Source organism: Brevibacillus centrosporus (genome assembly GCF_003710815.1).
Lineage (GTDB): Bacteria > Bacillota > Bacilli > Brevibacillales > Brevibacillaceae > Brevibacillus > Brevibacillus centrosporus.
In genome coordinates this window covers 120,779-144,400 of sequence record NZ_RHHP01000031.1, presented here as the reverse complement: position 1 = coordinate 144,400, position 23,622 = coordinate 120,779, and the positions used below count along the sequence as shown (strand labels likewise).

Genomic DNA, 23,622 nt, shown 5'->3' with positions numbered 1-23,622 from the left:
ACCTTGCAAGTACAAAAACCATATCGCATTCTCCTGTATTACAAGTATACTCCGATTGAAAATTACGAGGAGTACGCTGCCGAGCATTTGCAGTTCTGCAAAGACAACGGCCTCTTGGGACGGATTATCGTTGCTCCGGAAGGAATTAACGGAACGGTTTCCGGTACCATTGAACAAACAGAAGCTTACATGGAATACGTACGCAAAGACCCGCGCTTCGCGGATATGTGGTTTAAAATAGATGAGTCGGATGAGCATGCCTTCAAAAAAATCTTCGTCCGTCCAAAGAAAGAGCTCGTTACCTGGCGTCTGGAAAATGACGTAGATCCTAACGAGAAGACAGGGAAGTACCTCAGCCCAAAAGAGTTTTACGAAATGCTGCAGCAAGATGACGTAGTTGTCCTCGATGGCCGCAACTACTACGAGTACGATCTCGGTCATTTCCGTGGCGCGATTCGCCCTGAGGTGGATTCCTCCCGTGAATTCCCTGAGTGGATCCGCGAAAACATGAGCCAGTTCAAGGACAAAAAAGTGCTCACCTACTGCACTGGCGGGATTCGTTGTGAAAAGCTGACGGGTGTGCTGCTGGATCAAGGCTTTGAAAATGTGTATCAGCTTCACGGCGGAATTGTCACTTACGGGAAGGATCCGGAAGTTCAAGGTCGCCTGTGGGATGGCAAGTGCTACGTGTTTGACGAGCGCATCTCCGTGCCGATCAACCACACGGAAGAAGATGTTGTCATCGGACGCTGCTACTACTGCGGCAAGGTGGAAGACCGCTACGTAAACTGCGCGAACCCATTCTGCAACAAACAGCATTTTTGCTGCCCTGAGTGCGAGCAAACCTACAAGCGTTCCTGCTCGGATGAATGCCGCGAGCATCCTCGCAACCGTTTCGTGGAAGCGGAAGAAAAAGCGAAGCTCGAGGCTGCCGGAGTAAGTAAATAAATACAAGTGTACACCCAGCTGATTCCTTTTCGGAGTCAGCTTTTTTTATGCCGCTTCTCTTACCCTGAAAATCGTTACAATCCTCTTCTTCTTTAGTAAAATAGAAACTGTCAAAACTGAATGAAAAAGGTGAAAAAAATGGAGCTTAGCCATGAGTCTACGATTCGGGAATGGCAACAAGCAATGGAAGCAGGAACGACCACTTCTCGGGAAATGACCCTCCTGTTTTTAAAGAGAATCGCCCAATACGACAAGCAAGGAATCGCCGTCAATGCGATCAGTGAAATCAATCCGGATGCCCTCCATATTGCAGAAGCTCTCGATCGGGAGCGGGTGGAAAAAGGCAGCCGCGGCCCACTTCACGGTATTCCTGTCTTGATTAAGGACAACATCGCAACCGGCGATTCCATGCACACAACGGCAGGCTCACTCGCTCTAGCAGATTCCTATGCTGCTGCTGATTCGTCCGTTGCCGCTCGCCTACGCGAGGCAGGGGCTGTGCTTTTGGGGAAAACAAACCTGACCGAGTGGGCCAACTACATGACGGAGAATATGACAAACGGCTACAGCTCTCGCGGCGGACAAGTCTTGAATCCATATGGCCCTGGTCAACTGGACGTCGGGGGGTCCAGCTCAGGCTCTGGTTCTGCGATCGCTTCCGGCTTTGCTGTTGTTGCAGTCGGGACGGAAACATCCGGCTCCATCCTGCACCCTTCTGTCAAAAACTCACTGGTCGGCATCAAACCGACTGTAGGTCTCATCAGCCGCAGAGGAATCATCCCTATTTCAACAAGTCAGGATACAGCCGGCCCCATGGCTCGCACGGTGGAAGATGCGGCCATTTTACTCGGCGCCCTCACAGGTGTAGACGAACAAGATCCTGTAACAGGCAAAAGTCTCGGCCTCTCCCATGCGGACTATCAGCCTTTCCTCGATGTGAATGGCTTACAGGGCGCTCGTATCGGGATCATCCGCTCCTTCTTTTTGGACAGGTACGATGATGAGGAAAAGAAATTGTACGAGGATGCCATCAACCATTTGCGGCAAGCTGGTGCTACTGTCATCGATGCCGTAACTATCCCAGCCGAAAACGCGGAATGGGGGCCGAGTGTGCTCCTGCATGAATTCAAATCCGGTGTAAACGCCTACCTGAAAACATTGCCCGCTTCTTACCCTATTCGAACGCTGTCAGATGTCATTGCCTTTAACCGTGAGCATGAGGAACGAGCGCTGCGATTCGGGCAAGTTTTGCTGGAGCGAGCCAATGCGACGAGTGGAACCTTGACGGAAGCTGCCTATCTGAACCAGCGGGCCTACGATCTGGAAATGTCGCAGGACAAAGGAATCAATGCCGTGTTGACTGAGCACAACCTGGATTGTATCCTCTTCCCAGGCAGCGAAGGATACGGAATTGCAGCACGCGCAGGCTATCCATCTGTAACGGTACCGTCGGGCTACACCTCCGCAGGAAAACCGTTCGGAATCATGTTCACCGGCCTTGCCTTCTCCGAGCCGGCATTACTTCGTATGGCGTATGCCTATGAGCAAGCAACCCGCCTGCGCATTCCACCGCAAATGGAATCATAGGAGTAGCGATACATGCAAAAAGACGCAGCTCTCTCACAGGAGGCTGCGTCTTCCTTTTGTTTTTCAGCTGCTACAAAGCCGTTCCTTCTTGTTCCGCTTTTCCCAGTCGATCCTCAAACATTTTGCCTAGCTGACCGATGTCGACTTCCCATTTCTCGTCTTTGTAATAGACGGTGGCTTTCGACTCGCCTCTTTTCCCAACAATCCGAATACTCGCTGTCCTTACTTCGTAGGTGCCATCCGGCTGAAAATCAATGTCCGCATCCTTCAGTTCCCCATCCAGCACAGGCTTGATCGTTTTGTCAACGACTTCCTGCGTAGCGGAAACTGCCTGACGCCCCATCTGTATCACTTCTTCAGGACTGAATTGGAAGAAGAGGACCAGAACGACCCCAATCACCACAAGCAGCGAAATAATCCGAAACAGACTGCGCAGCATCCACTGAGCTGCCATGACCACCACGATGATGCAAAGCGCAACCGGCCAATAATCTTTCGCCAATTGAAGCAGTTGTTCCACGCTCATCACTCCTTCTCTCCCCATTGTCGCCAAAAATTGGGGGGACGTATTCAAGCGATCGGGAACGGCGAAAGATTATATTCGCGATGAAGTTCGACATTTCCTGCTTTTTTTCGCGTGCGCGCTATCCCAGGTATCCCCAGAGCAGCACCCCTGCACTGAAAATAACCCCCACCCACAGCATCATGATGACCAGATAGCCCATGATGTCTTTCAATTTCAGGTTGGAAATTGCCAGCACGGGAAGGATCCAGAACGGTTGGATCAAATCATTCCAAGCGTTCCCCAGCATGACAGACATGGAGACCTGATTGAAGGGCGCCCCCAGCTGTTTGGCTGCTTCAATCATGAAAGGGCCTTGCACCACCCAGTGACCTCCCCCAGACGGCGCGAAGAAGTTGATGATGTACGAACTCCACAGCCCCCACAGCGGCAACGTGGAAGCATCAGACAGTTTCACGAAAATAGCAGAAATGGTGTCTACCAGGCCAGATCCGGCCATGATGGCCATGATTCCCGCATAAAACGGATATTGCAGGAGGATACCTGAGACTGTTTTGATCCCTTCGTTTAGCTGAGTCACGTAGTTAGCAGGCGTTCCGAGCAGCAAAATCCCGCCAAAGAGGATGATAAAATTGATAATGTTAAAGTCCAGCGAGCCGCCTGTGGCGAAATGATAAATGATGTAGGTGAATCCCAGCAAACCGATGAGCAGGCTAAGGATGCGGCTGTTGTTCAGCTTCGTAGCCAGCGTGACGTTCTCTTGCTGAAGGGTCAGCTCGACTCCTGCCGCTGCTTCCCGTTGGGCACTCGCCTCCAGCTTGTACTCGATTACCTCTTCCTTCTTTTTCGGGTGAAGCCAGGCATTCAGCAGAGGTAGTGTTACGATCGTCACGACAGTTGTAATCACCATCGGCCAGGCAAAAATCGTATCGCTCAACGGCACAACGCCCATAGCCTTTTCCAGCGGATGGCCAGGAGTCGATACGAGAACGGGCACGCTGGACGAAAGCCCCATCCCGTATAGGCTAAAGCCGCTATACGCAGCGGCGATAATCAACGGATAATGGACACCTTTTACTTTGGACGCTAGCTTGGTCGCTACGATTCCTCCAATCACAAGCCCAAAAGCCCAGTTCAGATAGCTGCCGATCGCGCCCACCAATGTGGCTGCGATGATCGCTGTTCTCGGCGTGTGCACCAGATTGACGAGCCGATCCAGCAGCCTGTCCACAATCGGCGCTCTCGCCAAAACGTATCCCATCGCGAGCATCACAGCAACCTGTGTTGTAAAAGCGAGCAAATTCCAAAAACCTTTTCCCCAGTCTGCTGCCGTAGCCACGATATTTTGCCCTTCTACCAGTACCGCCAGCAGAACAGCCAATAGCGTCAATCCTATGGCAAAAACAAAAGGATCGGGCAAATACTTTCTCATCAGTACAGTAAAGAAATTGGTAAGTCTCGCCATGCTGCTTCCTCCTTAGTCAACAATTGCCAACGCCCGAACTTGCCCGCCTGTACCACCCAAATACGGAATCGGCGCTCCCGAAAACAAAAAACGGGACTTGGGAATCCGGTTGATATTGACCAGATTCTCAATGATGGCAATAAACGCATCATTGCCTAACCCGAGACTACGCGGACGCAAAAAGTTCATGTGAACAGGCAGCGTCAGCTCGCCTGGCGCATCCACATTGCACGTATCGATTCCCACCGTTTTCACTTGTTTTTCACGCAGCCATTCTCCAGCATCAATCGATAAGCCCATATGGTCGAGGGCATAGCTCGCCGGGTCCTGGATCGCCGACCAGCCTGTAAAAATGAGCACGATATCTCCTTTGCGGACGGATGTCCCCGTTTTCGCTTCCGCTTCCTTCAGATCTTTGGCGGTAATTCGCGCTTTCGGCCCGAAGCGATGCGAGACGTCAAGCCAGATCGCGTCGCCAAAGCCGCATTCAATCGGCATTTTGTCGATGGTGTACGGCGATTCAGGATCTCCGTGAAAGCAGGAATCCATGTGCGTGCCTGTGTGTCCGCAGACGATGATGTTCTCATTTTGAAACGACACCAGATCCTCTTCGTTATAGTAATTTTTCCGGCTAAACGACCTCCACACGTCATGGGTCCTCGTGCCTGTCAGAAACATCGGTGTCCTTCCGTGAGAAGGATGCTGAGGCATTCCTTCATAAATGGGCATTGTCAAGTCGATGATTTTATTCATGTCTATACTCTCCTGTCCTGTATTACTGAAGCTGCAACGGTTCAACCTGCAGGGCATCTGCCAGCTTGTTTAATTCAGCCACGACATTGTCACTGACGGGAATGCCTGTCTGCATCCGCTTTCCTTCTGTGGACAATTCGATTTCACCAGGCAAGTACAGTTGCTCGACTCCGTTTGCTTTGACAGCGTCTTTCACGTAGGAAGAAAGAACCGTTGACAGCTCTTTAAAGCGTTCTACTTCCATGAAGGAAGAAATGTTGATCGCCAGCATGAAATGGGCGATGGCTTGCGTTTGCGTGAGATCGTACATCGACGGAATCATTTTGGAGAACGCTCCGCCGGACAAGACACCTGTCAACAGCTCTACCATCAGCGCGAGGCCGAAGCCTTTGGGACCGCCTACCGGTAGAATAAAGCCGCCATTGAGGACAGCGGAAGGATCCGTCGTAGGGTTTCCATTCCGGTCTGCACCCCAGCCAGCTGGAATATCCGTGCCTTTTGTTTGAGCGTAAAGGATTTTCCCTAACGCTACGTTGCTCAGCGCCATATCCAAAAGGAGTGGGAATTCTCTCAGCGTCGGAGCAGCAATGGCGAGAGGATTGTTTCCCAGCACTTTTTCCGCTCCTCCTGTTGGGGGCATCAACGGGGCCGTATTGCTCATGACGATTCCCACCATGTCTTGCTGACTCGCCATCAACGCGTAGTGCGCAGCGATGCCAAAATGATTGCTGTTTCTCGCGCTGACAATTCCGACGCCATATTCTTTTGCTTTCGTGATCGCCAGCTCCATTGCCTGGGTCGCCACTACCTGGCCTGCCGAGCCATTGCCATCCATGACCGCGATGGACTTGGAATCGTTCACGACCAGAACGTTGGAAGCTTTTTTGACCAGTCCTTTTTCCATTCTCTCTATGTAAATCGGGAGTCGCATGAGTCCGTGGCTGTGGATTCCTCTCGCATCCGCCTTGATCATCGTCTCTGTAATAATTTTTGCTTCGCGTTGTGGCACGCCGATTTTCACGAGGCACGAATTGGAAAATTCAGTTAGTTTTTGCCAATTGAATTCCATTTTTCATCCTTCTTTCTCCTCTATGGGAATCCATTTATATTTCCAGATCTCCTGCCAGCATATCTTTCTTGTTTTTCATGCCCGCCCATACACTGACCAGCAGGATCACCACCGTCACGACGAGCAAACCTGCCGCAATCGGACGGGTGAAAAAAATGTCTGCGCTTCCTTTGGAGATCGCCAGGGACTGCAGCAGAGAGCTTTCGATTTGCGATCCGAGCACCAGCGTCAAAACCGTGGCAGCGATGGGAATGTCGAGCTTTTTCATAACGTAGCCGATCAGTCCAAATACGATCATCATTCCGACATCGAACATATTATTGCGAACGGTGTAGGCTCCTACCATGGTAAACATGACAATTAACGGCAGCAGCACTTTATAGGGAACAAGCGCGATTTTTGCCCATACGTTGGCAAGAGGGAGATTCATGACAAGCAAAACAATATTGCCGATAAACATGCTGGCAATGACGGCCCAGGCAAAGTCTGCATGTTCCGTAAATAATCGAGGTCCAGGATGCAGGCCGTGCATGATAAACGCTCCCATGATGACGGCAACCGTCGGTGAGCTGGGTAAACCCAGTGTGAACAGCGGAATTAAAGCGCTTCCCGAGCACGCGTTGTTGGCTGTCTCCGGACCTGCAACCCCTTCAATGGCCCCCTTCCCGAAGCGTTCCGGGTTTTTGGCGATTCTTTTCTCCAGCGAATAGGATGCGATCGATGCAAGCACGGCATTGGCTCCTGGGATTAACCCGATTAGGAAGCCGAGCGCGGTCCCCCGTCCGATCGATTTGGAGGTGGGAGCCCACTCGCCTTTGCGCGGCAGCAGCCCCGTTACTTTCTCCGGTTTTTCCAGCTTGTTCTGACCCTCGGCATTCATGAGGATTTCCGATACCCCAAACAATCCCATGGCTACGATCACAAAATCGATCCCGCCCAAAAAGTCCTGCACGCCAAACGTTAGCCTGGTGGAGCCTGAGATCGGATCGATCCCGACCAAGGAAAGCAAAAGTCCAAAGGCAGCCGCAATAAATCCTTTCACCAGCGACTTGCCCATCAAGCCAATCAGCATGACCAGTCCAAGGATCATGAGGGCAAAATATTCGGGTGGGCCGAAAGTCAGCGCCAGCTTCGTGAGCGGAATCGCCATGAACGAGAGCCCGAGCAAGGCTGTTATGCCGCCCACAAACGACCCGATAGCCGATACGCCCAACGCCAGCCCCGCTCTTCCCTTGCGCGCCAGCTGGTGGCCGTCGATACAGGTAATGACGGACGCCGCCTCGCCCGGTATATTGATCAATACGGAAGTAATCGTCCCCCCGTACATCGCGCCGTAATAAATACCAGACAGCATGATAATCGCCGACGTAGGATCCATTCCGTATGTGATCGGAATGAGGATGGCCGTTCCCGCTACTGGCCCCAAGCCTGGCATGACACCGACAAACATCCCGACCGAAACCCCGATAATACAGAAAAGCAGGTTTTCCCAGGTCGCTGCATGAGCGAAGCCGCTGATCAGAGAATCCAATGCTTCCATATCTCCACTCCTTTACCACCCAAATGAATTAACCGGCAACGGCACAGACAATGCTTTCACAAAGATGAAGAACAACAAGAGCGAAATTCCGATCGAGAACCCCACTGCAACGCCCTTGCTAAACGCTCGATAAACCAGCAAAAATACAGAAATCGTTCCAGCGGCGATGAAGCCGATCCACTCTGCTGTCAAAACGAACAAAGCCATCGCCACGAGAATGAGCAGAAATTCCCGAAGCGCTTTGTTTTTCGGAAGCATTTCCTTGATGGAAATCCGTTCTTTTCTCGTTTGGAACAAGTATGCGATGGACAAAACGACCATTAAAATGCTCAGCCAGAATGGAAAAAACCCTGGACCAAAGCCAAGTGCATTCTGATTTTCCATCCCCAGCGACTGCCACAGGATAAGTGCCGAAAAGATCAAGAGGACAACAGCTGCCCAGCTGCCTGCGTTTCGCACTCGAACACCCCTTTTGGAGAAAACCGAAAGACGTACCCGTTTTGCACGTCTTTCGTCCCTTCTTTATTTTTTCAATCCGATCGCTTGTAAAACTTCCCCGTTCGTTTGGTAATCCTGCTCGATAATCGCTTTAAAATCGGCCGGTCCTCTGTAGACAGGGGCTGCCCCAATCTTTTTGAACTGATCGACTACGGCTGGATCCTCCAGTGCTTTTTTGAACGAATCGTGCAAGATCGTAACGATCTCATCAGGAACATCTTTCGGAACGGCAATTCCTGTCCAAACATCGCCCCGAACATCAATTTTCTTGTCAGATAGCATCGGCACATCTTTGAGCTCTTCCGGTTTGAAAGTGCCTGCCACAAAAAGCGGACGAGCTGTTCCATCGAGAATGTATGGCATCGCTTCGGTCGTCTGTACAAATGCTCCGGCAACGTTGCCGCCCAGCATGGCCATGATCGCAGGAGAGCCCCCGTTGAACGGAACATGCGTCAATTTCGTTCCCGTTTTTACTTGAATGCTCTCCATGGTAATGTGCTGCGTGAGGCCGGTTCCCGTCGTGGAGTAATTGAAGTCACCTGGATTTGCTTTTACATAATCCAGCCATTCGTCAAAGCTTTTCCAGGGAGAATCCGATTTCACGATCAATACATTGGGGGTTGCCACGACTTCCAGCACTGGCTTGAAATCTTCCGGCTTGTAAGCGACTTGCCCGCCATGTGGCTTGATCGTCATCGGTCCGGACGTCACCATGCCGATCGTGTAGCCATCCCCTTTGGCCTGGAAGAGCTCGGATACTCCGATGGTTCCCCCACCGCCGTCTTTGTTGATAACAGCCACCGTCTGGCCATTAGGCATGTATTTATTGATGACACCTGCAAGCGCTCTGGCCGCGATGTCCGTCGTGCCGCCCGGCGTAAAGGGTACGATCATTTGAATCGGTTTGTCTGGGTAGTTGGCCGTGCCGCCCGATGTCTGACTGGCACCTGAACAGCCTGCCAAACCGATAACGAGTGAAAGAGCCAGCCCTGCCAGTGTTACAAGCTTCCTTTTGTTCATCAAGAGACCCTCCGTTTTTTTATAGCTTGTTGGCCACTACATTTTTCAGCGTACCGATCCCCTCAATTTCCACTTCGACGACATCGCCAGCGTGCATCGGGGAAACACCCGATGGAGTCCCCGTGATGATGATGTCTCCTGGCTCAAGGGTCATGACTTTGGAAACAAACGAGATCAATTCAGCAGTAGGGAAGATCATGTCGCTCGTGTTGGAATCCTGCCGGACCTCTCCATTCACCCGGACGCGAATCGGCAGGTCATCCGGATTGACGTCTGTCACGATCGCGGGACCGAGCGGCTTGTAGGTTTCAAACGATTTTGCCCGTGTAAACTGACCGTCTTTCTTCTGCAGGATCCGGTCGGACACATCATTGCAACAGGTATAGCCGAGCACATAGTCAAGGGCTTCATCAGTAGAAACGTCTTTCGCCCGTTTTCCTATCACGATCGCCAGCTCTCCCTCATGCTCATTTCTGTGTTCCGGCTGGGCCAGCAAAATTCGTTCATCCAGACCGATGACCGCAGACGGTGCCACGAGGAACATCATCGGTTCTTCTGGCAAAGGCTTGTTCACTTCTTCCGCATGTTTCTTGTAATTCAACCCGATCGCCACGATTTTTCCTGGCTGCACGGGAGCAAGCAGGTGAACTTGATTGAGAGCATATTTTTCGTCTGTTTTTTCGTAGGATGCAAATATCGATCCCGTCAGCTTGATGACTTCGTCTCCCTCTACAAGACCGTAAGAAACGGAAGCGTTTTCAGAAAATCGTACGTACTTCATGCGTGTTCTCCCTCCATTGCCTTCTATCGTTGAGGCTCGAGCAAGAAGCAACTCCTGCTGCTTCTTGCTTGTTGCCACTCCCTAAACCTCTACGTAGACTTTGCTGTCTTCTACGGTGACTTCATAGGTTTTGACCCGCACCTTCTCTGGATCGAACAAGGAGCATCCTGTTTTGATGTCGAACTCCCAGCTATGCCACGGACACCTCAGTACATCTTTGTCCGGTTCAAAAATATACTCTCCTACCTCTTTTCCCGCGCAGCTTTTATCCAGCATGCCTTCAGACAAGCAAGGTCCTTTATGCGGGCAAACATCGCGAAGGGCATACACGTCGCCACTTTCCGAGCGGACGACGACAATCGGCTTTCGATCAATCGAAACTGACTTTTTTTGGGTCAGCAGCAGATCGTCGTAATGACACACGAGGTGCTTCATTTTTGATCAGTTCCTTTCTTCAACGCCCAAGTGGCTAATAATCTACAAGCGGTAAAAATCACGCGCATTTTCATACAGGATCTTTTGCTTTAACGAATCAGAAATTTGATGGGGCATCGTACGTTCAGGCGGATCAAAATCCCAGTGCGGATAGTCCGAAGCGTACATAATCATGTCTTCCGAGCCCATCATGTCAATTACATTCATGAACTCCCGGGCAGTAAGATCATCCCATGGCTGTGTGGTGAACCGCATGTTGTCGCGGAAATAATCGCTTGGCATTCGCTTGACCCATGGCGTCTCTTGTCTCAGAGCTTTGTACGCAGAGTCCATGCGGTGCATCATGAACGGCACCCATTCAAAGCCGCCTTCCACCAATGCGACCTTCAGATCCGGAAACTTATCGAATATGCCGTTCGTAATTAAGCTGATCACCTGGGTCATATACGCTTGCGGATGCAGAGAGCGCCACGCTACGTAATAACGGAGGAAGTCTCCCCCTTGAGCGGTGATGCTCGCGGACAGGTGCATGGCGATCGGCAGTCCGTGCCGGTTTGCCGCTTCAAAAATGGGGTGGAAATAAGGATCTCCCCACGCGAAGTCCCCGATCGGAAGCATGACTTGAGCCATTTGCGGATGTGCCGCCATCCGGTCGATTTCTCGCACGGCCGCTTCAGGCTCTCTGGGGATCGTAATGGAACCAAGCAAGCGCTTATCCTTCGACAGCCATTTGTCTACCGTAAAATCGTTGTAGGCAGAGGCCCGCGCTGCTGCAAACTCATACCAGCCCTTCGCTACGGTAGCCTCGTAAAACCAACCGGTCAGTACGGCATACGACATATCATGCTTGTCGAGCAGCTGTTCTTTCAGCAGATCAAAGTTGGAGCCTGGCGTCGCTCCATCTTCCGGAATGGAATCCATCCGGTATTTCGTATTTTTGCGCACCTGATTGAATGGAATCGCTCTTTCTGGCACCCATCCATACTCTGCAATATAACGTTTCCATTGATCCGGCAGGTAAGGAAGCAGATCTCTCGTTGAACGAATCTCGTGATGGACGTCCGTATCAATGATTTTTTGTTTTGTACTCACAACCGGCCCTCCTCGTATGTTCGATCTAGCAGCTTCATTAGTTAGAAACTGCGCCCGACGATAAAATACTCACTGTTCTCACTAGCAGGAAAATGATTCGCGCTGCCTAAAGATGTGGCAAACTAATTTCGGAACTATCTAATTAGATTGTGTCAAGAGTTTGCTGACCACTCTTCCCTTTGCCGCTACACCATGAATCGCCCACCATTTACATCAATGACAGCTCCCGTGATGAAGCTTGACTGCTCGGAAATCAAAAATCCGATCGCCTTGGCCACTTCATCCGGTGTGCCTAACCTGCGCAATGGCGTATTGTTCGCAGCATTCTCGTTTACCTCGGAAGCGACATCCCAAATCATCGGGGTGTCAATTCGCCCAGGCGCTACAGCGTTTACATAGATCCCGTCCGGCCCTACTTCTCCTGCCAGCTGGCGAGTCAGCGAGATCATTGCTGCTTTACTCGCGGCGTAATGTGCCCCTGTGATCGGACTGTATGTACGGCCAGCGGAAGAAGCTATGTTGACGATATGGCCCTTTTTGTGTTTTTTCATGAGCTTGACTGCTACTTGACTACAGTAGAAGGTACCATTCAAATTAATATCCAATACCTTTCTCCAAATCGCCGGGTCCATGTCCTCCACAAGAATTCGCCCATTCTCCCCTTTCGGCGAAATCCCTGCACCGTTTACGAGAACGTCCAAACGACCAAACGTGCTCTCTATTTTTTCACCGGCCAATCTTACCTCTTGCTGATCGGATACATCCAGCACGATCGGTAAAATTTGCGTTTGCTCGTTTTTCAGCTCCTCGCAAAGCTCATACAGTTTTTCTTCGTTCGCATCCGATACGACCAGATGACCTCCGTTGGCCATAATCAGCGAACATACAGCTTTACCGATTCCCCCCGCAGCGCCTGTTACCCAGCAAACAGCCTGGTTCAACTCGTTCATCCTGCTCCCCCTCATCGCTTGCTTTTGTCATGAAACTTGTTTGATCAATGAGTTTTCTTACTATCTAAAACCAAGAACGCGTCTGCTTGTAGAAAGCGCATTCACAATTGGTTTACTGAATTGTTTATATTGTATTTCATTTCTGTCTCCTGATAAAATACAGGTTAGTCATATTGGTATGAGATTTTGTCATACTGGAGGGTGCCAAGTGAATATTGAACAGCTACAGTATTTAGTAGAAACAACCAGAACGGGCTCCATTTCAGCTACTGCCCAAAATCTTCACGTCTCTCAATCCGCTGTCAGCAAATCGATCTCGCGCATGGAGCAGGACCTGGGCTTTACTTTGTTCATTCGTTCTCGAACAGGTATCGTGCCTACACCAGCCGGATGGAAGCTGATCCAGAAAGCCGAGGAAATCTTGAGCAAAGTCAGTGAGTTCAATGACATTGCGGATGAGCACGGGCCAAAAGCAAAACGGGAACTCAAACTCGCCTCTGTTCCAATGTTCATGCTGATCCTGAACCAATCTCTGGAAACCATTATGAGCGAGCACCCTTCTACACAAATCGAAGTTGCAGAAAAAAGCTCGAAGGAAATTATTTATGAAGTGCGAAACAACCTGTTCGATCTGGGCTTTTTGATCCTGAATGACGAGATTCGGCAAGACCCAGAGCTGGATTATCAGGTGCTGATGTCATCCAATACTTTTGTCTGTATCAATAAAGACTCTCCTCTTGCCAAGAAAGAGTCTTTATCTCCCGAAGAAGTGATCGATCAGCGCATCGTCATTTATAATGGCAGTATCAAGGAGTGGTTCCGCAACTACTTCAACAAAAGTGATTACTTTAAGTACTCTTTGACCACCAACAATATCGAGGCCATTAAGAGCAGAGTCGTCAACGGGACGAGCATCACTTTTCTCTCGGAGCTTTCGATTCGCAACCACGCCTTTTTGGATGACGGCGAAATCGTGGTGGTCCCGCTATTGATGAACGGTGAGCAAATCAAGATGCAGATCGCCTGGGTCAAAAAGAAAAAAAACTCCTTGACCAAGACGTCCAAGGAGCTTTTGCGGCTTTTGAGACAGCACATCGAGAAAGGCGAAAAATAATCATTAAAGGAGTGACTGACATGGAAATTAAACCATTGCCTGCTTCCTACCCTATCCCGCTAGACTTGCTCTTGCTGGCAGATCCTTCGCAAAAGCTGGTAGAAGAATATATCAAACGGGGCGTATGCTATATCGCCCAGGAAGCTGATGCCATCTACGGCGTTTATGTGCTGCTGCCGACCCGCCCGGATACGATCGAGCTGGTCAATGTCGCTGTCGCAGAGGCCAGGCAAGGACAAGGTCTCGGCAAACGTCTGGTCCAGCATGCAATTGAGCAGGCGAAGCTGCTCGGATATCGCACGCTGGAGATCGGTACGGGAAATTCAAGCGTTGGACAGCTCGCCCTTTACCAAAAATGCGGCTTCCGCATCACAGGAGTGGACCGGGACTTTTTTCTCCGCCATTACGACGAGCCGATCTTTGAAAATGGCATACAGGTGATCGATATGGTTCGTCTGTCCCAGGACCTGCTTTAATCGAAAAGTTGCCCCCTACGACTGCCGTTACCTGCTGGTTTCATTGTGAAATAAGTTTACATAATCAGTATTATGTATCTTTCCAATTGCTCCCTTTCTCGCACAATGGCAAATGAAAAAACCGGACCTGCTGCTGGTCCGGCTTTTCCTGTCATTCACGCTCATTTTTTAGTTTTGGAATCGAATCGTACAGGTCCGAAGCTTTCCTTCCCCCTGCATTTTGTCCCCTCGCCTCACCGCCTGGCGGATACGCGGGAATACTTTTTCTCTTTCTCTTCCTGTCCTTTCGTGCGAGCCAAATACATCGCGTATTCGATTGGTCTCGAAATGGCCTGTTTGTACTGCTGCACGGCCCCCATTTCCCGGAATACCTCGCGAGCAGGCTTCGGATTCACCTCGATCAGCCACGCACGTCCGTTTACATCAATCCCGATATCAAGGCCGAACTCCACCATCCGGCCAAAGTGATTCTCCAGGGATTCTGCCGTCTGATTGGCCAGCTGCTCGCAGTCTCGCACGATTTCCACGGTGCGTGCATCCCCAAATCGCGGACGCAAAAACTCCTGAACGGGCATCGCCTTTCCGCCGCCGTGCAGGTTCGATGTGGCGCTGCGCTCTCCCCCGACACGCATCCCGTGCCCCGTAACCCTCCAATCGCCATTGCCGTCCTTTTGAATCAGAAGGCGCATGTCGACAGCCCGTTTCGGGACGAGCTGTAGCCGAAGTCCTTGCTGCACAATATACTTTTCTGCCCTCGTCCAGCGATCGACATAACGCAAAACAGCATCCACCTGTTTGACGACGGTAGATATTTTCGATCGCTGCCTGTCTCGTCCCAGCAGGCGGTAGCCCTGATCCGTCTTTTCAATGCAAAGGATGTTGCGCCCACCTGTACCGTTCAACGGCTTGACGTACAAAAAGGAATGCCTGCCCAGCATTTTAACGAAGTTGGCACGGTTGTACAAAAAGGTCTCCGGCAGCCAGCGATGCATCCGCTCATCCCGATACAACACCTCATGCACGCGCCATTTATTCGCCAAGCGATTGTTGGCATAGAGGAAATTGCTCGTGCGGCGAAACGCGACATAGTCTTTAAAAGCTTGCGTTGGCGTATAGCGGTATCGATCAAAAACGGCATCCGGCCGGTCGAACATCCGCGCCTGCCAGTTGCCATTTGCGTCAAGAATAAAACCTCTCACCTGTTTTCCTTGTGCCAGCACATCCTTGGGAGAAAACAAAAAAACCGTGCTGCCCAGCTCCTGTCCTGCCCGGAGAAGACGCCGGAAGTACGCCGGCTCTGCAAATCGTTTGCCTTCGCGCCAGGTCAGAACACCGATCGTGGGTCGTTTCATCACACCACCCTCTCTCGATTCCTCCCTGGCAGTTTATTCACCTACGGCAGCATTGGCACTTATCTGAGTCTCTTTTCCAGCTCCACCAGATCGGCTGGCAGATCGGCATGCACTTCGACTGTTTCATTTCCAAATGGATGCGTAAATTGCAGGACTTCTGCGTGCAGAGCCTGACGCGAGATCCCGTCGCGCTTGCCTCCGTACAAGGTATCGCCGATCAATGGATGTCCGATGTAGCTGAGATGAACCCGAATCTGATGGGTCCTCCCTGTCTCCAGTCTGCATTCGACTTTTGTGGCGTTTCGATACTTCTCTCGTACCGTATAGTGCGTAATGGCTGATTCCCCATTTGGCGTCACTCTTCTACGTGTGGCGTGATTGCGGTCTTTTCCGATCGGTTGATTGATCTTCCCGCTCTCTTTGGTCACCTGCCCATGTACGAAGGCCACATACGTCCGTTTGATGAGCCTCTCGCGCAGCATTTCATCCAAAACGGCGGACGCCCAAGGGTGCTTGGCGTACAGCACGACACCAGAGGTATCCTGATCCAGCCTGTGGACATGCCGTACTTTTGCCTGCTGCCCTGTGCGGAAAAAGTGGCCCGCAACCAGATGATCCAACGTCAAATGGTGGTGCGGCTCTGTTGGATGCAGCAGGATTCCTGCCTGCTTTTCAACGATTAGCAGATGGTCGTCCTCGTACAAGACGTCGAGAGGCTCTTCTACCGGCTCGATCCCAAACGGCTCCGGCTGGCATAGACGCAGCCGGATTTCTTGCCCTTCTTCCACCTTTGCATGCTGCGGCACAGGCTGACCATCGATGAAAACTTCTTTGTGCTGAAATAAAAGATGGACCTGCTTGCGAGGCAGCTTCCATCCCTCTCTAAGCAGGTTCCCAATCGGGGTGGCTGCATCAGCGGCAGTCAAGCGCGCTACAAGCCACTCCCCTTCTTTTTTCATGGTTTGCATGGCGTTCGATTCTCCCTGGCATTTCTACTCAAGACTTAGGCTTGCTCCAGCCCTTTTCCTACTTGGATGACGCGATCCAGGAAATGCTCGATTTCTTCACGGCTTTTGCCCAGTTTGTTAACAAAGCGAATCAGTTCTTTTCCTTCCTGGAAGGCAATGAAGCTTGGGATTCCGAATACATCCAGCTTTTGAGACAGCTCTGGCAACGTGTCGCGGTTTACCGAAATCATGTCCAGCTCTGCTTGATACTTTTCTTCAACTGCTGGCATGAATGGGTCGATCCGATGACAGTCTGGGCACCAATCTGTGAAGAACTTCACGACAACTGGCTTCGATGCACAGATTACTTGCTCAAAATCTGCTTCTATTTTTACTTCTCTCATGGTTGTTTCCCTCCCAGAATGATTTGGAAATAGTGTATCACAACCTTGCCGATCTTGCGTAACTGGAAGTGTAGCCGCCGGGACTTCGCGGGCAAAAAAGGCTCGCCTTTTGCTTTAGATATGTTCTCCCTGTTCTACGAGGTTTTGCACGAACACCTCAGCAGGGCGAGACAGTGGCCTGTCCTTGCGATACGCCACGACGAGCGTCCGGTACGGCTTGGCTGTCATGCGGACGTAGACAGGCGGCTCGACGGTGCCAGGTGCCAGCGTAATCATTTTGGGAGCAAAGGAAAGCCCCATTCCAGCTGCCACTAAAGACTGCACCGTCTGGATGTTGCTGCTCTCGAAAACGATCTTGGGACGAAAGCCTGCCTGCTCACAGAGACGCAGGGAAATGGTGCGGAAGCCTTGTCCTTCTTTTAGCAAAATAAAGGGCTGGTCCGCTACTTCCGCCAAATCGATTTCCTTCCGATCGGCCAGAGGATGACTAGGAGGCAGCGCCAAGAATATTTCCTCATTGATCGCCGGAATAATCTCCAGGGAAGGATCACTGATTGGCATGGTCAATAGACTCACATCGATTTTCCCTCGCACGAGCAGCTGCTCCAAATGACTGGAAGTATCCTCCATCAGCTGCAGCTCTACACCCGGAAACTGCTTGGTAAAGGCAGAAATGACGCGCGGCAGGACGTAGGCTCCCGTGATCGGCAAGCTACCGACGAGCAGCTTGCCGCTCTCCCCGACCGCGTACGCACGCATCTCGCGCTCCAAGCCCTCTGACATATCGACCAATGTTTGGGCGACTTGCACAAAACGTTGTCCTGCATCCGTCAGCTCCACATGTTGGGGCAGCCGATGAAACAAGCTCACTCCGAGCAATTTTTCTAGTTTGGCGATCTGTTGGCTAAGCGATGGCTGAGCCAGATGTAATCGGTTTGCTGCTCGCGAAAAACTGCGTTCTTCTGCGACTGCAAGCACATAGCGAACTTGTCGTAACTCCATAAAAACCTCCCGATAGGCAAAAACTATCCTTCTCATAATTATTATATCTTTGAACTATTTTCTTTACCATGATACAACCTTGATAAGAGTTTCGAACGAAGGAGGAATCGTCATTATGAAAGCTCGCACCATGTTTGAAAAGATTTGGGACAATCACGCGATTCACGAGGAAGCAGGAAAACCTAGCCTTTTGTACATCGACCTGCATTTGGTTCACGAGGTTACCTCTCCACAGGCATTTGAAGGGCTTCGCTTGGCTGGTCGCAAGGTTCGCCGTCCTGAGCTCACATTCGCTACGATGGACCACAACGTTCCTACAGCAGACCGCTTCAATGTAAAAGATCCAATCTCCCGTCAGCAAATGGAAACATTGACTGAGAACTGCCAAGAATTTGGCATCACCCTCGCTGACCTGAACAGCCCTGACCAAGGGATCGTACACGTCATCGGTCCTGAGCTCGGTCTGACTCACCCAGGGAAAACGATTGTTTGCGGGGACAGCCACACGTCTACACACGGAGCATTCGGTGCCCTGGCATTCGGGATCGGCACCAGCGAGGTTGAACACGTACTGGCGACCCAGTGCCTCCAGCAGCTCAAGCCAAAAACGATGGAAGTGCGCGTAAATGGCGACTTGCCATTCGGAGTCAGCGCAAAAGACTTAATTTTGGCGATTATCGCAAAATACGGAACTGACTTCGCTACTGGCTATGTTATCGAGTATACAGGTGCTGCCATCCGCAAGCTGACCATGGAAGAGCGTATGACAGTTTGCAACATGACGATTGAAGGCGGCGCTCGCGCGGGTCTGATCGCTCCTGACGAGACTACGTTTAACTACCTGAAAGGCAAGCGTTATGTACCACAGGGTGAAGACTTCCTGGCTGCCGTAGAAGCGTGGAAACAGCTTGTCACAGACGAAGGTGCGACGTACGACACAGTGGTAGAAATCGATGCTACACAAATCGCTCCGCAAGTGACATGGGGTACTAGTCCTGGAATGGGTACCAACATCACAAGCACCGTTCCAAATCCAGAGTCCTTCGAGACCACTGCACAACGCAAAGCTGCGCAAGACGCGCTCGCTTACATGGGTCTTGAGCCTGGCACACCGATGAATGAAATCAAAATCGATCGCGTGTTTATCGGCTCCTGTACGAACGGTCGGATCGAAGACCTTCGCAAAGCAGCTGAGGTAGCTAAGGGACGCAAGGTCTCCCCTGCTGTTCATGCCATGGTCGTTCCTGGTTCTCAATCGGTGAAACAGCTCGCCGAACAAGAAGGCTTGCACCTCATTTTCCAAGAAGCTGGCTTTGACTGGCGCGAGTCCGGCTGCTCGATGTGCCTCGCGATGAACCCTGACATCCTCTCGGAGGGCGAACGCTGCGCTTCTACCTCTAACCGGAACTTCGAAGGTCGTCAAGGACGCGGTGGACGCACACATCTGGTGAGCCCGGAAATGGCTGCAGCTGCGGCGATTGCTGGCCACTTCGTAGACGTACGTGAATGGAAAAATGAGAACGTGAGCAAGGAGGTATTCCAATGAATCCATTTGTCATCCACACAGGTCAGGTAGCCCCTCTCGACCGTGTAAACGTAGATACAGACGCCATCATCCCAAAACAATTCCTGAAACGGATCGAGCGCAGTGGCTTTGGCCAGTTCCTGTTCTTTGAATGGCGCTTTAACGTAGACGGCACACCGATTGACTCGTTCATCCTGAATACGCCAGCGTACAAGGATTCTACCATTCTTCTCGCCCGCAACAACTTCGGCTGCGGCTCCTCCCGTGAGCATGCACCTTGGGCGCTTACGGACTACGGATTCCGTGCGGTCATCGCACCATCTTTTGCGGATATTTTCTACAACAACTGCTTCAAGAACGGCTTCTTGCCGATCAAGCTGAGCGAAGAACAAGTCGACGAGCTGTTCAAACGGGCAGAAAGCCGCGAAAACTACCAGTTGACAATCGACCTGCATGAGCAGGTTGTGAAAGACAACGAGGGTCTCTCCTATCCGTTTGAAGTGGATCCCTATCGTCGTTACTGCCTGCTGAACGGACTCGATGACATCGGCCTGACGCTGCAGTACGAAGACAAAATCTCCGCATACGAAGCACAACGCTCCTAATAGAAAAGAGAGGCGAAGGCACGGGTTCCATGCCTTCGCTTTCTTGTTTCCGAAGCCCCTCTTCTCTTCGATCTATTCGATTAGCATGTACATATGCGTTTCATCGAAGTAGTGCTCCCCTACCTTCAGCGCTCTTTTCTCGAATCCATAGGTTTGGAAGCCCATTTTCTCGTAAAAGCGAACCGCTGCCGGATTCGTGGTAACGACAGCTAGCTGTACCTGATCTACATCTCCCAATCCGCGGATGTAGTCGAGTGCCGCATGCATTAAGCCCGCAGCCACCCCGCTGCCACGATGTACTTCCCTTACGTACATGGAAACAATAGCGCCTTTATGTCTGACTTTCCTTCCCTTATGTCGGAAGAAGCCGATGGTTCCTACGATTTCTCCCTTTTCAAAAGCGCCAAAGAATGCGTTTTCTCCCGGAGTCTGGGTCAGCCTCTCCTGCCATTCCTCCAGCGTGCGATTCCTTTCGTCCTCGTAGGTCGACCCAAATGCATCCGGATCCTTTTGCAGCGCTTCTAATCTGCATGCTGCAAAAGCTTGTGCATCCTCTGGTCCCAGCTGTCTGATCTCCATCCCTGCTGCCCCTCTCCTTGCATTTCCCATCAATGATAGAGGAGACCTGCACGAATGTAAAGACTTGCAGATCAGCTTATGCGGTTTCGATACCCGTATCTCCCTGAAGTCCTAGCGACTGGATGGCTTGCTCACGCAGTTTGAATTTTTGAATCTTGCCAGAAGCAGTCATCGGGTACTCGTCAACTACCTGAATGTAGCGCGGAATTTTAAAGCGGGCGATTTTCCCATGGCAATACTCGAGCACCTCTTCTTCGGTCAAGGCCTCTCCCGGCTTCACACGAATGCACGCCAGCACCTGCTCCCCGTATTTCGGGTCCGGCACCCCAACCACCTGGATGTCGAGAACTTTGGGATGAGTGTAAAGAAACTCCTCTACCTCCCGCGGATAAATGTTCTCTCCCCCACGTATAATCATGTCCTTCAGGCGGCCAGTAATTTGAAAATAGCCGTCCTCATCCATGGTTGCCAAATCGCCGGTATGCAGCCAGCCTTCAGCGTCGATCGCTTCCGCCGTTTGCTCAGGCATGTTGTAGTACCCTTTCATCACGAGATACCCGCGCGTGCACAGCTCGCCTTGCACTCCTTGTGGCAGGCTCTCACCCGTGACCGGGTCGATGACCTTCGCCTCGACTCCTGCGTGCGGTCGTCCCACTGTGGATACCTTCCGCTCGATGGAATCCTCTGGGACTGTCTGTGTAATAACGGGTGAAGACTCCGTCTGTCCGTAAGCAATCGTGATATCTCGAATGCCCATTTTATGGACGACGTTTTTCATGACCTCGATCGGGCACAATGAGCCTGCCATGATACCCGTCCGCAGCGAGCTTAGATCCCGCTCGGCAAAGGTCGGATGGTTCAGCTCTGCGATAAACATTGTGGGTACACCGTATAGGGCCGTGCATCGTTCTTTTTCCACCACAAGCAGCACGATACCCGGATCGAATGCGATGACAGGAACCATCGTCGCCCCTGTAGCGACACACGCCAAGGTTCCCATGACGCAGCCAAAGCAATGAAAAAAGGGAACAGGGATACATACGCGATCCTGCACGCCAAGTCGCTGGCATTCGGCTACCTTGATCGCATTGTTGACAATATTCGTATGGGAAAGCATGACACCCTTGGGAAAGCCCGTGGTCCCGGAGGTGTACTGCATATTGATCACATCATCAGGTGCTAGGCTTTGCTGCCTGGCGATCCGCTCTTCCTCCTGGATCAGATTTGCCCGCTCCATCAGATCCTGCCATAAAAACATCCCTGGCTGCCGTTCTTCCCCGATATAAATCACATTTTTCAAATGAGGAAGCCGTGCTGAATGCAGCTTGCCTGGCTCGCAGGTGTCAAGCTCTGGACAAATCTCCCGAAGCATCCCCAAATAGTTCGCATCGCGATAGGAGTCGATCAAGAGCAGGGTCGTCGATTCCGACTGTCTCAGCAAATACTCCAATTCATGCGTTCGGTAACTCGTATTGACTGTTACCAGAACGCCTCCCATTTTTGCCGTGGCGTACTGGGAGATGACCCATTCTGGGACATTCGTTGCCCAGATCGCGATGTTCTCTCCTTTTTGAATCCCTAAAGACAGAAATCCTCGCGCTGCCTGATTGCAAATTTCCTGAAATTGAGCAAACGAATAGCGAAGTCCCCTCTCATGATAAACGAGGGCCTCTTTCTCTGGATACTGACCCGCCGTTTCATCCAATAAATCTCCGATTGTGATTTCACGCAGCATGCAAAACACCTCCGAATATTCAGACAAATCGACCTTGCCATTGGAAAAATTCTCTCTCTTCCAGCATATTCCTGCTCTTCTCCAAAAAGAAAAGCGTCCCGCAATTGGAACGCTTTCTGCTTACTTCACGACAAACTTTTGAGTCGTTTCGACCTTATAGGGGAGGTGATTGCTGTAGTTCAATTCTACACGCAGCTCATGCTCTCCTTTTGGCAGCTTCTTTAAAAGAAACTCGGGGTGGTAGATCATGCCCTTCGCTTCCCCATCCAAATACAGATGAGCGTGACCTTGACCAAATACCGCTTGCTGGCTCATATCGCCATTTTCCTGTGTAAACTGGAAATTCTGCGTGAGCAACGTTACTTCCGCTGTCGTACCGTCTACCGAAATGTCCATGTTCAGCGAGGGCTTTTCCGAACCGACGGGCTGAGTTACGGGAACCGAGGAAGCCGGTACGCTTTCTTCAGTCGGTCGATACGAATCCGATACGTGCAAAGGATCTTTTACTAATAACACGATGCCCGCTACCAGGACGATCAGGACGACGATTCCACCCAAAATGAGATTGCGCATACTGACGATAAAGACCTTCATGTCTCTACTCTCCCTTTCACTCAAGCTTGTCACTTATTTGTACATGCATACGCGAAAATATAGAGAGTTAGAAGCAAAACTTTTCTAGCATTTATCGATAGTTGATAAATTGCACGTCCAGTGGAAGGTCTGACTTGCGAATGGCAAGGATGATCTGCTGGAGCTCATCCTTGCTTTTTCCGGTCACTCGAATCTGATCGTCCTGGATTTGGGTTTTCACTTTCAATCCGGAATCCTTGATGATGGTGTTGATTTTTTTCGCGTTTTCCTTGTCAATCCCCTGAACCAGCTTGACACGTTGGCGCACCGTCCCCCCAGCAGCTGGCTCTACCTTGCCATAATCCAGGTTTTTAATGGGAACTTCCCGTTTCACGAGCTTCCCGATCAAAATATCCTTGACCTGCCCGAGCTTGAATTCGTCATCGGATACGAGGACGAGCTCTTCCTTTTCCAGCGTGATTTTGCTTTTGCTGCCCTTGAAATCAAATCGGTTTTCAATTTCCTTCAGTGCAGTCTGGATTGCATTGTTTACTTCTGACAAATCCACTTTGGAGACAATATCAAACGAACTTTCTTTGCTCATGGAAAAACCCCTTTCTACGTCTACTTTTTTTCAACAGGCTAAAAA

General features: G+C 51.0%; 25 protein-coding genes. 6 read left to right on the top strand and 19 right to left on the bottom strand.

All coding sequences use genetic code 11. From position 1 onward, the window contains the following. Nucleotides 1-3: 3 nt before the first annotated feature. The gene (gene trhO / locus EDM55_RS22215) at nt 4-948 is read left to right on the top strand and encodes an oxygen-dependent tRNA uridine(34) hydroxylase TrhO (RefSeq protein ID WP_092272363.1); all 945 of its coding nucleotides are present in this window, start codon (nt 4-6) and stop codon (nt 946-948) included. Between the two features lie 138 nt (nt 949-1,086). Next, nucleotides 1,087-2,535: an amidase family protein gene (locus EDM55_RS22210; protein ID WP_092272360.1), complete on the top strand. Its 1,449-nt coding sequence runs from the start codon at nt 1,087-1,089 to the stop codon at nt 2,533-2,535. Between the two features lie 70 nt (nt 2,536-2,605). On the opposite strand, the gene EDM55_RS22205 is transcribed toward EDM55_RS22210, so the two are convergent. The 11 genes from EDM55_RS22205 to EDM55_RS22155 all read right to left on the bottom strand — a co-directional run bounded on the left by EDM55_RS22205 (nt 2,606) and on the right by EDM55_RS22155 (nt 12,661). Next, on the bottom strand, nt 2,606-3,061 hold the full coding sequence (locus EDM55_RS22205; protein WP_246070877.1) for a hypothetical protein: 456 nt from the start codon (nt 3,059-3,061) through the stop codon (nt 2,606-2,608). 118 nt (nt 3,062-3,179) lie between these two features. After that, on the bottom strand, nt 3,180-4,523 hold the full coding sequence (locus EDM55_RS22200) for a short-chain fatty acid transporter (RefSeq protein WP_122961421.1): 1,344 nt from the start codon (nt 4,521-4,523) through the stop codon (nt 3,180-3,182). Between the two features lie 12 nt (nt 4,524-4,535). Beyond that, nucleotides 4,536-5,276 carry a cyclase family protein gene (locus EDM55_RS22195; RefSeq protein WP_170184355.1) on the bottom strand — a complete coding sequence of 247 codons (741 nt, stop codon included), beginning with the start codon at nt 5,274-5,276 and terminating at the stop codon, nt 4,536-4,538. Between the two features lie 22 nt (nt 5,277-5,298). Continuing rightward, nucleotides 5,299-6,345: an Ldh family oxidoreductase gene (locus EDM55_RS22190; protein WP_122961419.1), complete on the bottom strand. Its 1,047-nt coding sequence runs from the start codon at nt 6,343-6,345 to the stop codon at nt 5,299-5,301. Between the two features lie 34 nt (nt 6,346-6,379). Further along, nucleotides 6,380-7,885 carry a tripartite tricarboxylate transporter permease gene (locus EDM55_RS22185; RefSeq protein ID WP_122961418.1) on the bottom strand — a complete coding sequence of 502 codons (1,506 nt, stop codon included), beginning with the start codon at nt 7,883-7,885 and terminating at the stop codon, nt 6,380-6,382. 12 nt (nt 7,886-7,897) lie between these two features. Next, nucleotides 7,898-8,344 (bottom strand): tripartite tricarboxylate transporter TctB family protein, encoded by a 447-nt coding sequence (locus EDM55_RS22180; RefSeq protein WP_122961417.1) that lies wholly within the window; start codon nt 8,342-8,344, stop codon nt 7,898-7,900. Nucleotides 8,345-8,407: 63 nt separating this feature from the next. Next, the gene (locus EDM55_RS22175; protein WP_122961416.1) at nt 8,408-9,403 is read right to left on the bottom strand and encodes a Bug family tripartite tricarboxylate transporter substrate binding protein; all 996 of its coding nucleotides are present in this window, start codon (nt 9,401-9,403) and stop codon (nt 8,408-8,410) included. 19 nt (nt 9,404-9,422) lie between these two features. After that, nucleotides 9,423-10,184 carry a fumarylacetoacetate hydrolase family protein gene (locus tag EDM55_RS22170; protein WP_122961415.1) on the bottom strand — a complete coding sequence of 254 codons (762 nt, stop codon included), beginning with the start codon at nt 10,182-10,184 and terminating at the stop codon, nt 9,423-9,425. 81 nt (nt 10,185-10,265) lie between these two features. Further along, entirely contained in the window at nt 10,266-10,619 is a 354-nt protein-coding gene (locus EDM55_RS22165; protein ID WP_122961414.1) for a Rieske (2Fe-2S) protein, read from the bottom strand. A gap of 42 nt (nt 10,620-10,661) precedes the next feature. Then, on the bottom strand, nt 10,662-11,711 hold the full coding sequence (locus tag EDM55_RS22160; protein WP_170184356.1) for an amidohydrolase family protein: 1,050 nt from the start codon (nt 11,709-11,711) through the stop codon (nt 10,662-10,664). Nucleotides 11,712-11,896: 185 nt separating this feature from the next. Next, nucleotides 11,897-12,661 (bottom strand): SDR family NAD(P)-dependent oxidoreductase, encoded by a 765-nt coding sequence (locus tag EDM55_RS22155; protein WP_170184357.1) that lies wholly within the window; start codon nt 12,659-12,661, stop codon nt 11,897-11,899. A 208-nt stretch (nt 12,662-12,869) separates the two neighbouring features. Here EDM55_RS22155 and EDM55_RS22150 point away from each other — a divergent pair, with 208 nt between their 5' ends. After that, a complete protein-coding gene (locus EDM55_RS22150; protein ID WP_170184358.1) occupies nt 12,870-13,775 on the top strand; it encodes a LysR family transcriptional regulator in 906 nt (301 codons plus the stop codon). 20 nt (nt 13,776-13,795) lie between these two features. Beyond that, nucleotides 13,796-14,251, top strand: a complete 456-nt coding sequence (locus EDM55_RS22145) for a GNAT family N-acetyltransferase (protein ID WP_122961411.1) — start codon at nt 13,796-13,798, stop codon at nt 14,249-14,251. A gap of 233 nt (nt 14,252-14,484) precedes the next feature. On the opposite strand, the gene EDM55_RS22140 is transcribed toward EDM55_RS22145, so the two are convergent. The 4 genes from EDM55_RS22140 to EDM55_RS22125 form a co-directional block, all read right to left on the bottom strand. Beyond that, complete coding sequence (locus EDM55_RS22140) at nt 14,485-15,603, bottom strand: YheC/YheD family endospore coat-associated protein (RefSeq protein WP_122961410.1); 1,119 nt, start codon at nt 15,601-15,603, stop codon at nt 14,485-14,487. Nucleotides 15,604-15,662: 59 nt separating this feature from the next. Next, nucleotides 15,663-16,571, bottom strand: a complete 909-nt coding sequence (locus EDM55_RS22135; RefSeq protein WP_122961409.1) for an RluA family pseudouridine synthase — start codon at nt 16,569-16,571, stop codon at nt 15,663-15,665. Between the two features lie 35 nt (nt 16,572-16,606). Then, entirely contained in the window at nt 16,607-16,954 is a 348-nt protein-coding gene (locus tag EDM55_RS22130) for a thioredoxin family protein (protein ID WP_122961408.1), read from the bottom strand. A gap of 114 nt (nt 16,955-17,068) precedes the next feature. Then, entirely contained in the window at nt 17,069-17,956 is an 888-nt protein-coding gene (locus EDM55_RS22125; protein WP_092272342.1) for a LysR family transcriptional regulator, read from the bottom strand. Between the two features lie 115 nt (nt 17,957-18,071). On the opposite strand from EDM55_RS22125, the gene leuC reads away from it, so the two are divergent. After that, nucleotides 18,072-19,502: a 3-isopropylmalate dehydratase large subunit gene (gene leuC, locus EDM55_RS22120; RefSeq protein WP_092272339.1), complete on the top strand. Its 1,431-nt coding sequence runs from the start codon at nt 18,072-18,074 to the stop codon at nt 19,500-19,502. Then, nucleotides 19,499-20,086, top strand: a complete 588-nt coding sequence (gene leuD / locus EDM55_RS22115) for a 3-isopropylmalate dehydratase small subunit (RefSeq protein WP_122961407.1) — start codon at nt 19,499-19,501, stop codon at nt 20,084-20,086. The genes leuC and leuD overlap by 4 nt, the downstream gene beginning before the upstream one ends. 72 nt (nt 20,087-20,158) lie before the next feature. Here the strand turns inward: leuD and EDM55_RS22110 are convergent, their stop codons facing one another. The 4 genes from EDM55_RS22110 to EDM55_RS22095 all read right to left on the bottom strand — a co-directional run bounded on the left by EDM55_RS22110 (nt 20,159) and on the right by EDM55_RS22095 (nt 23,577). Next, nucleotides 20,159-20,665 carry a GNAT family N-acetyltransferase gene (locus EDM55_RS22110; protein ID WP_092272333.1) on the bottom strand — a complete coding sequence of 169 codons (507 nt, stop codon included), beginning with the start codon at nt 20,663-20,665 and terminating at the stop codon, nt 20,159-20,161. Nucleotides 20,666-20,741: 76 nt separating this feature from the next. Then, nucleotides 20,742-22,400, bottom strand: coding sequence for an AMP-binding protein (locus EDM55_RS22105; protein ID WP_122961406.1), 1,659 nt, complete (start codon nt 22,398-22,400; stop codon nt 20,742-20,744). Nucleotides 22,401-22,520: 120 nt separating this feature from the next. Next, a complete protein-coding gene (locus EDM55_RS22100) occupies nt 22,521-22,994 on the bottom strand; it encodes a hypothetical protein (RefSeq protein WP_122923019.1) in 474 nt (157 codons plus the stop codon). A 91-nt stretch (nt 22,995-23,085) separates the two neighbouring features. Continuing rightward, nucleotides 23,086-23,577, bottom strand: a complete 492-nt coding sequence (locus EDM55_RS22095; RefSeq protein ID WP_122961405.1) for a YajQ family cyclic di-GMP-binding protein — start codon at nt 23,575-23,577, stop codon at nt 23,086-23,088. Nucleotides 23,578-23,622 lie beyond the last annotated feature (45 nt).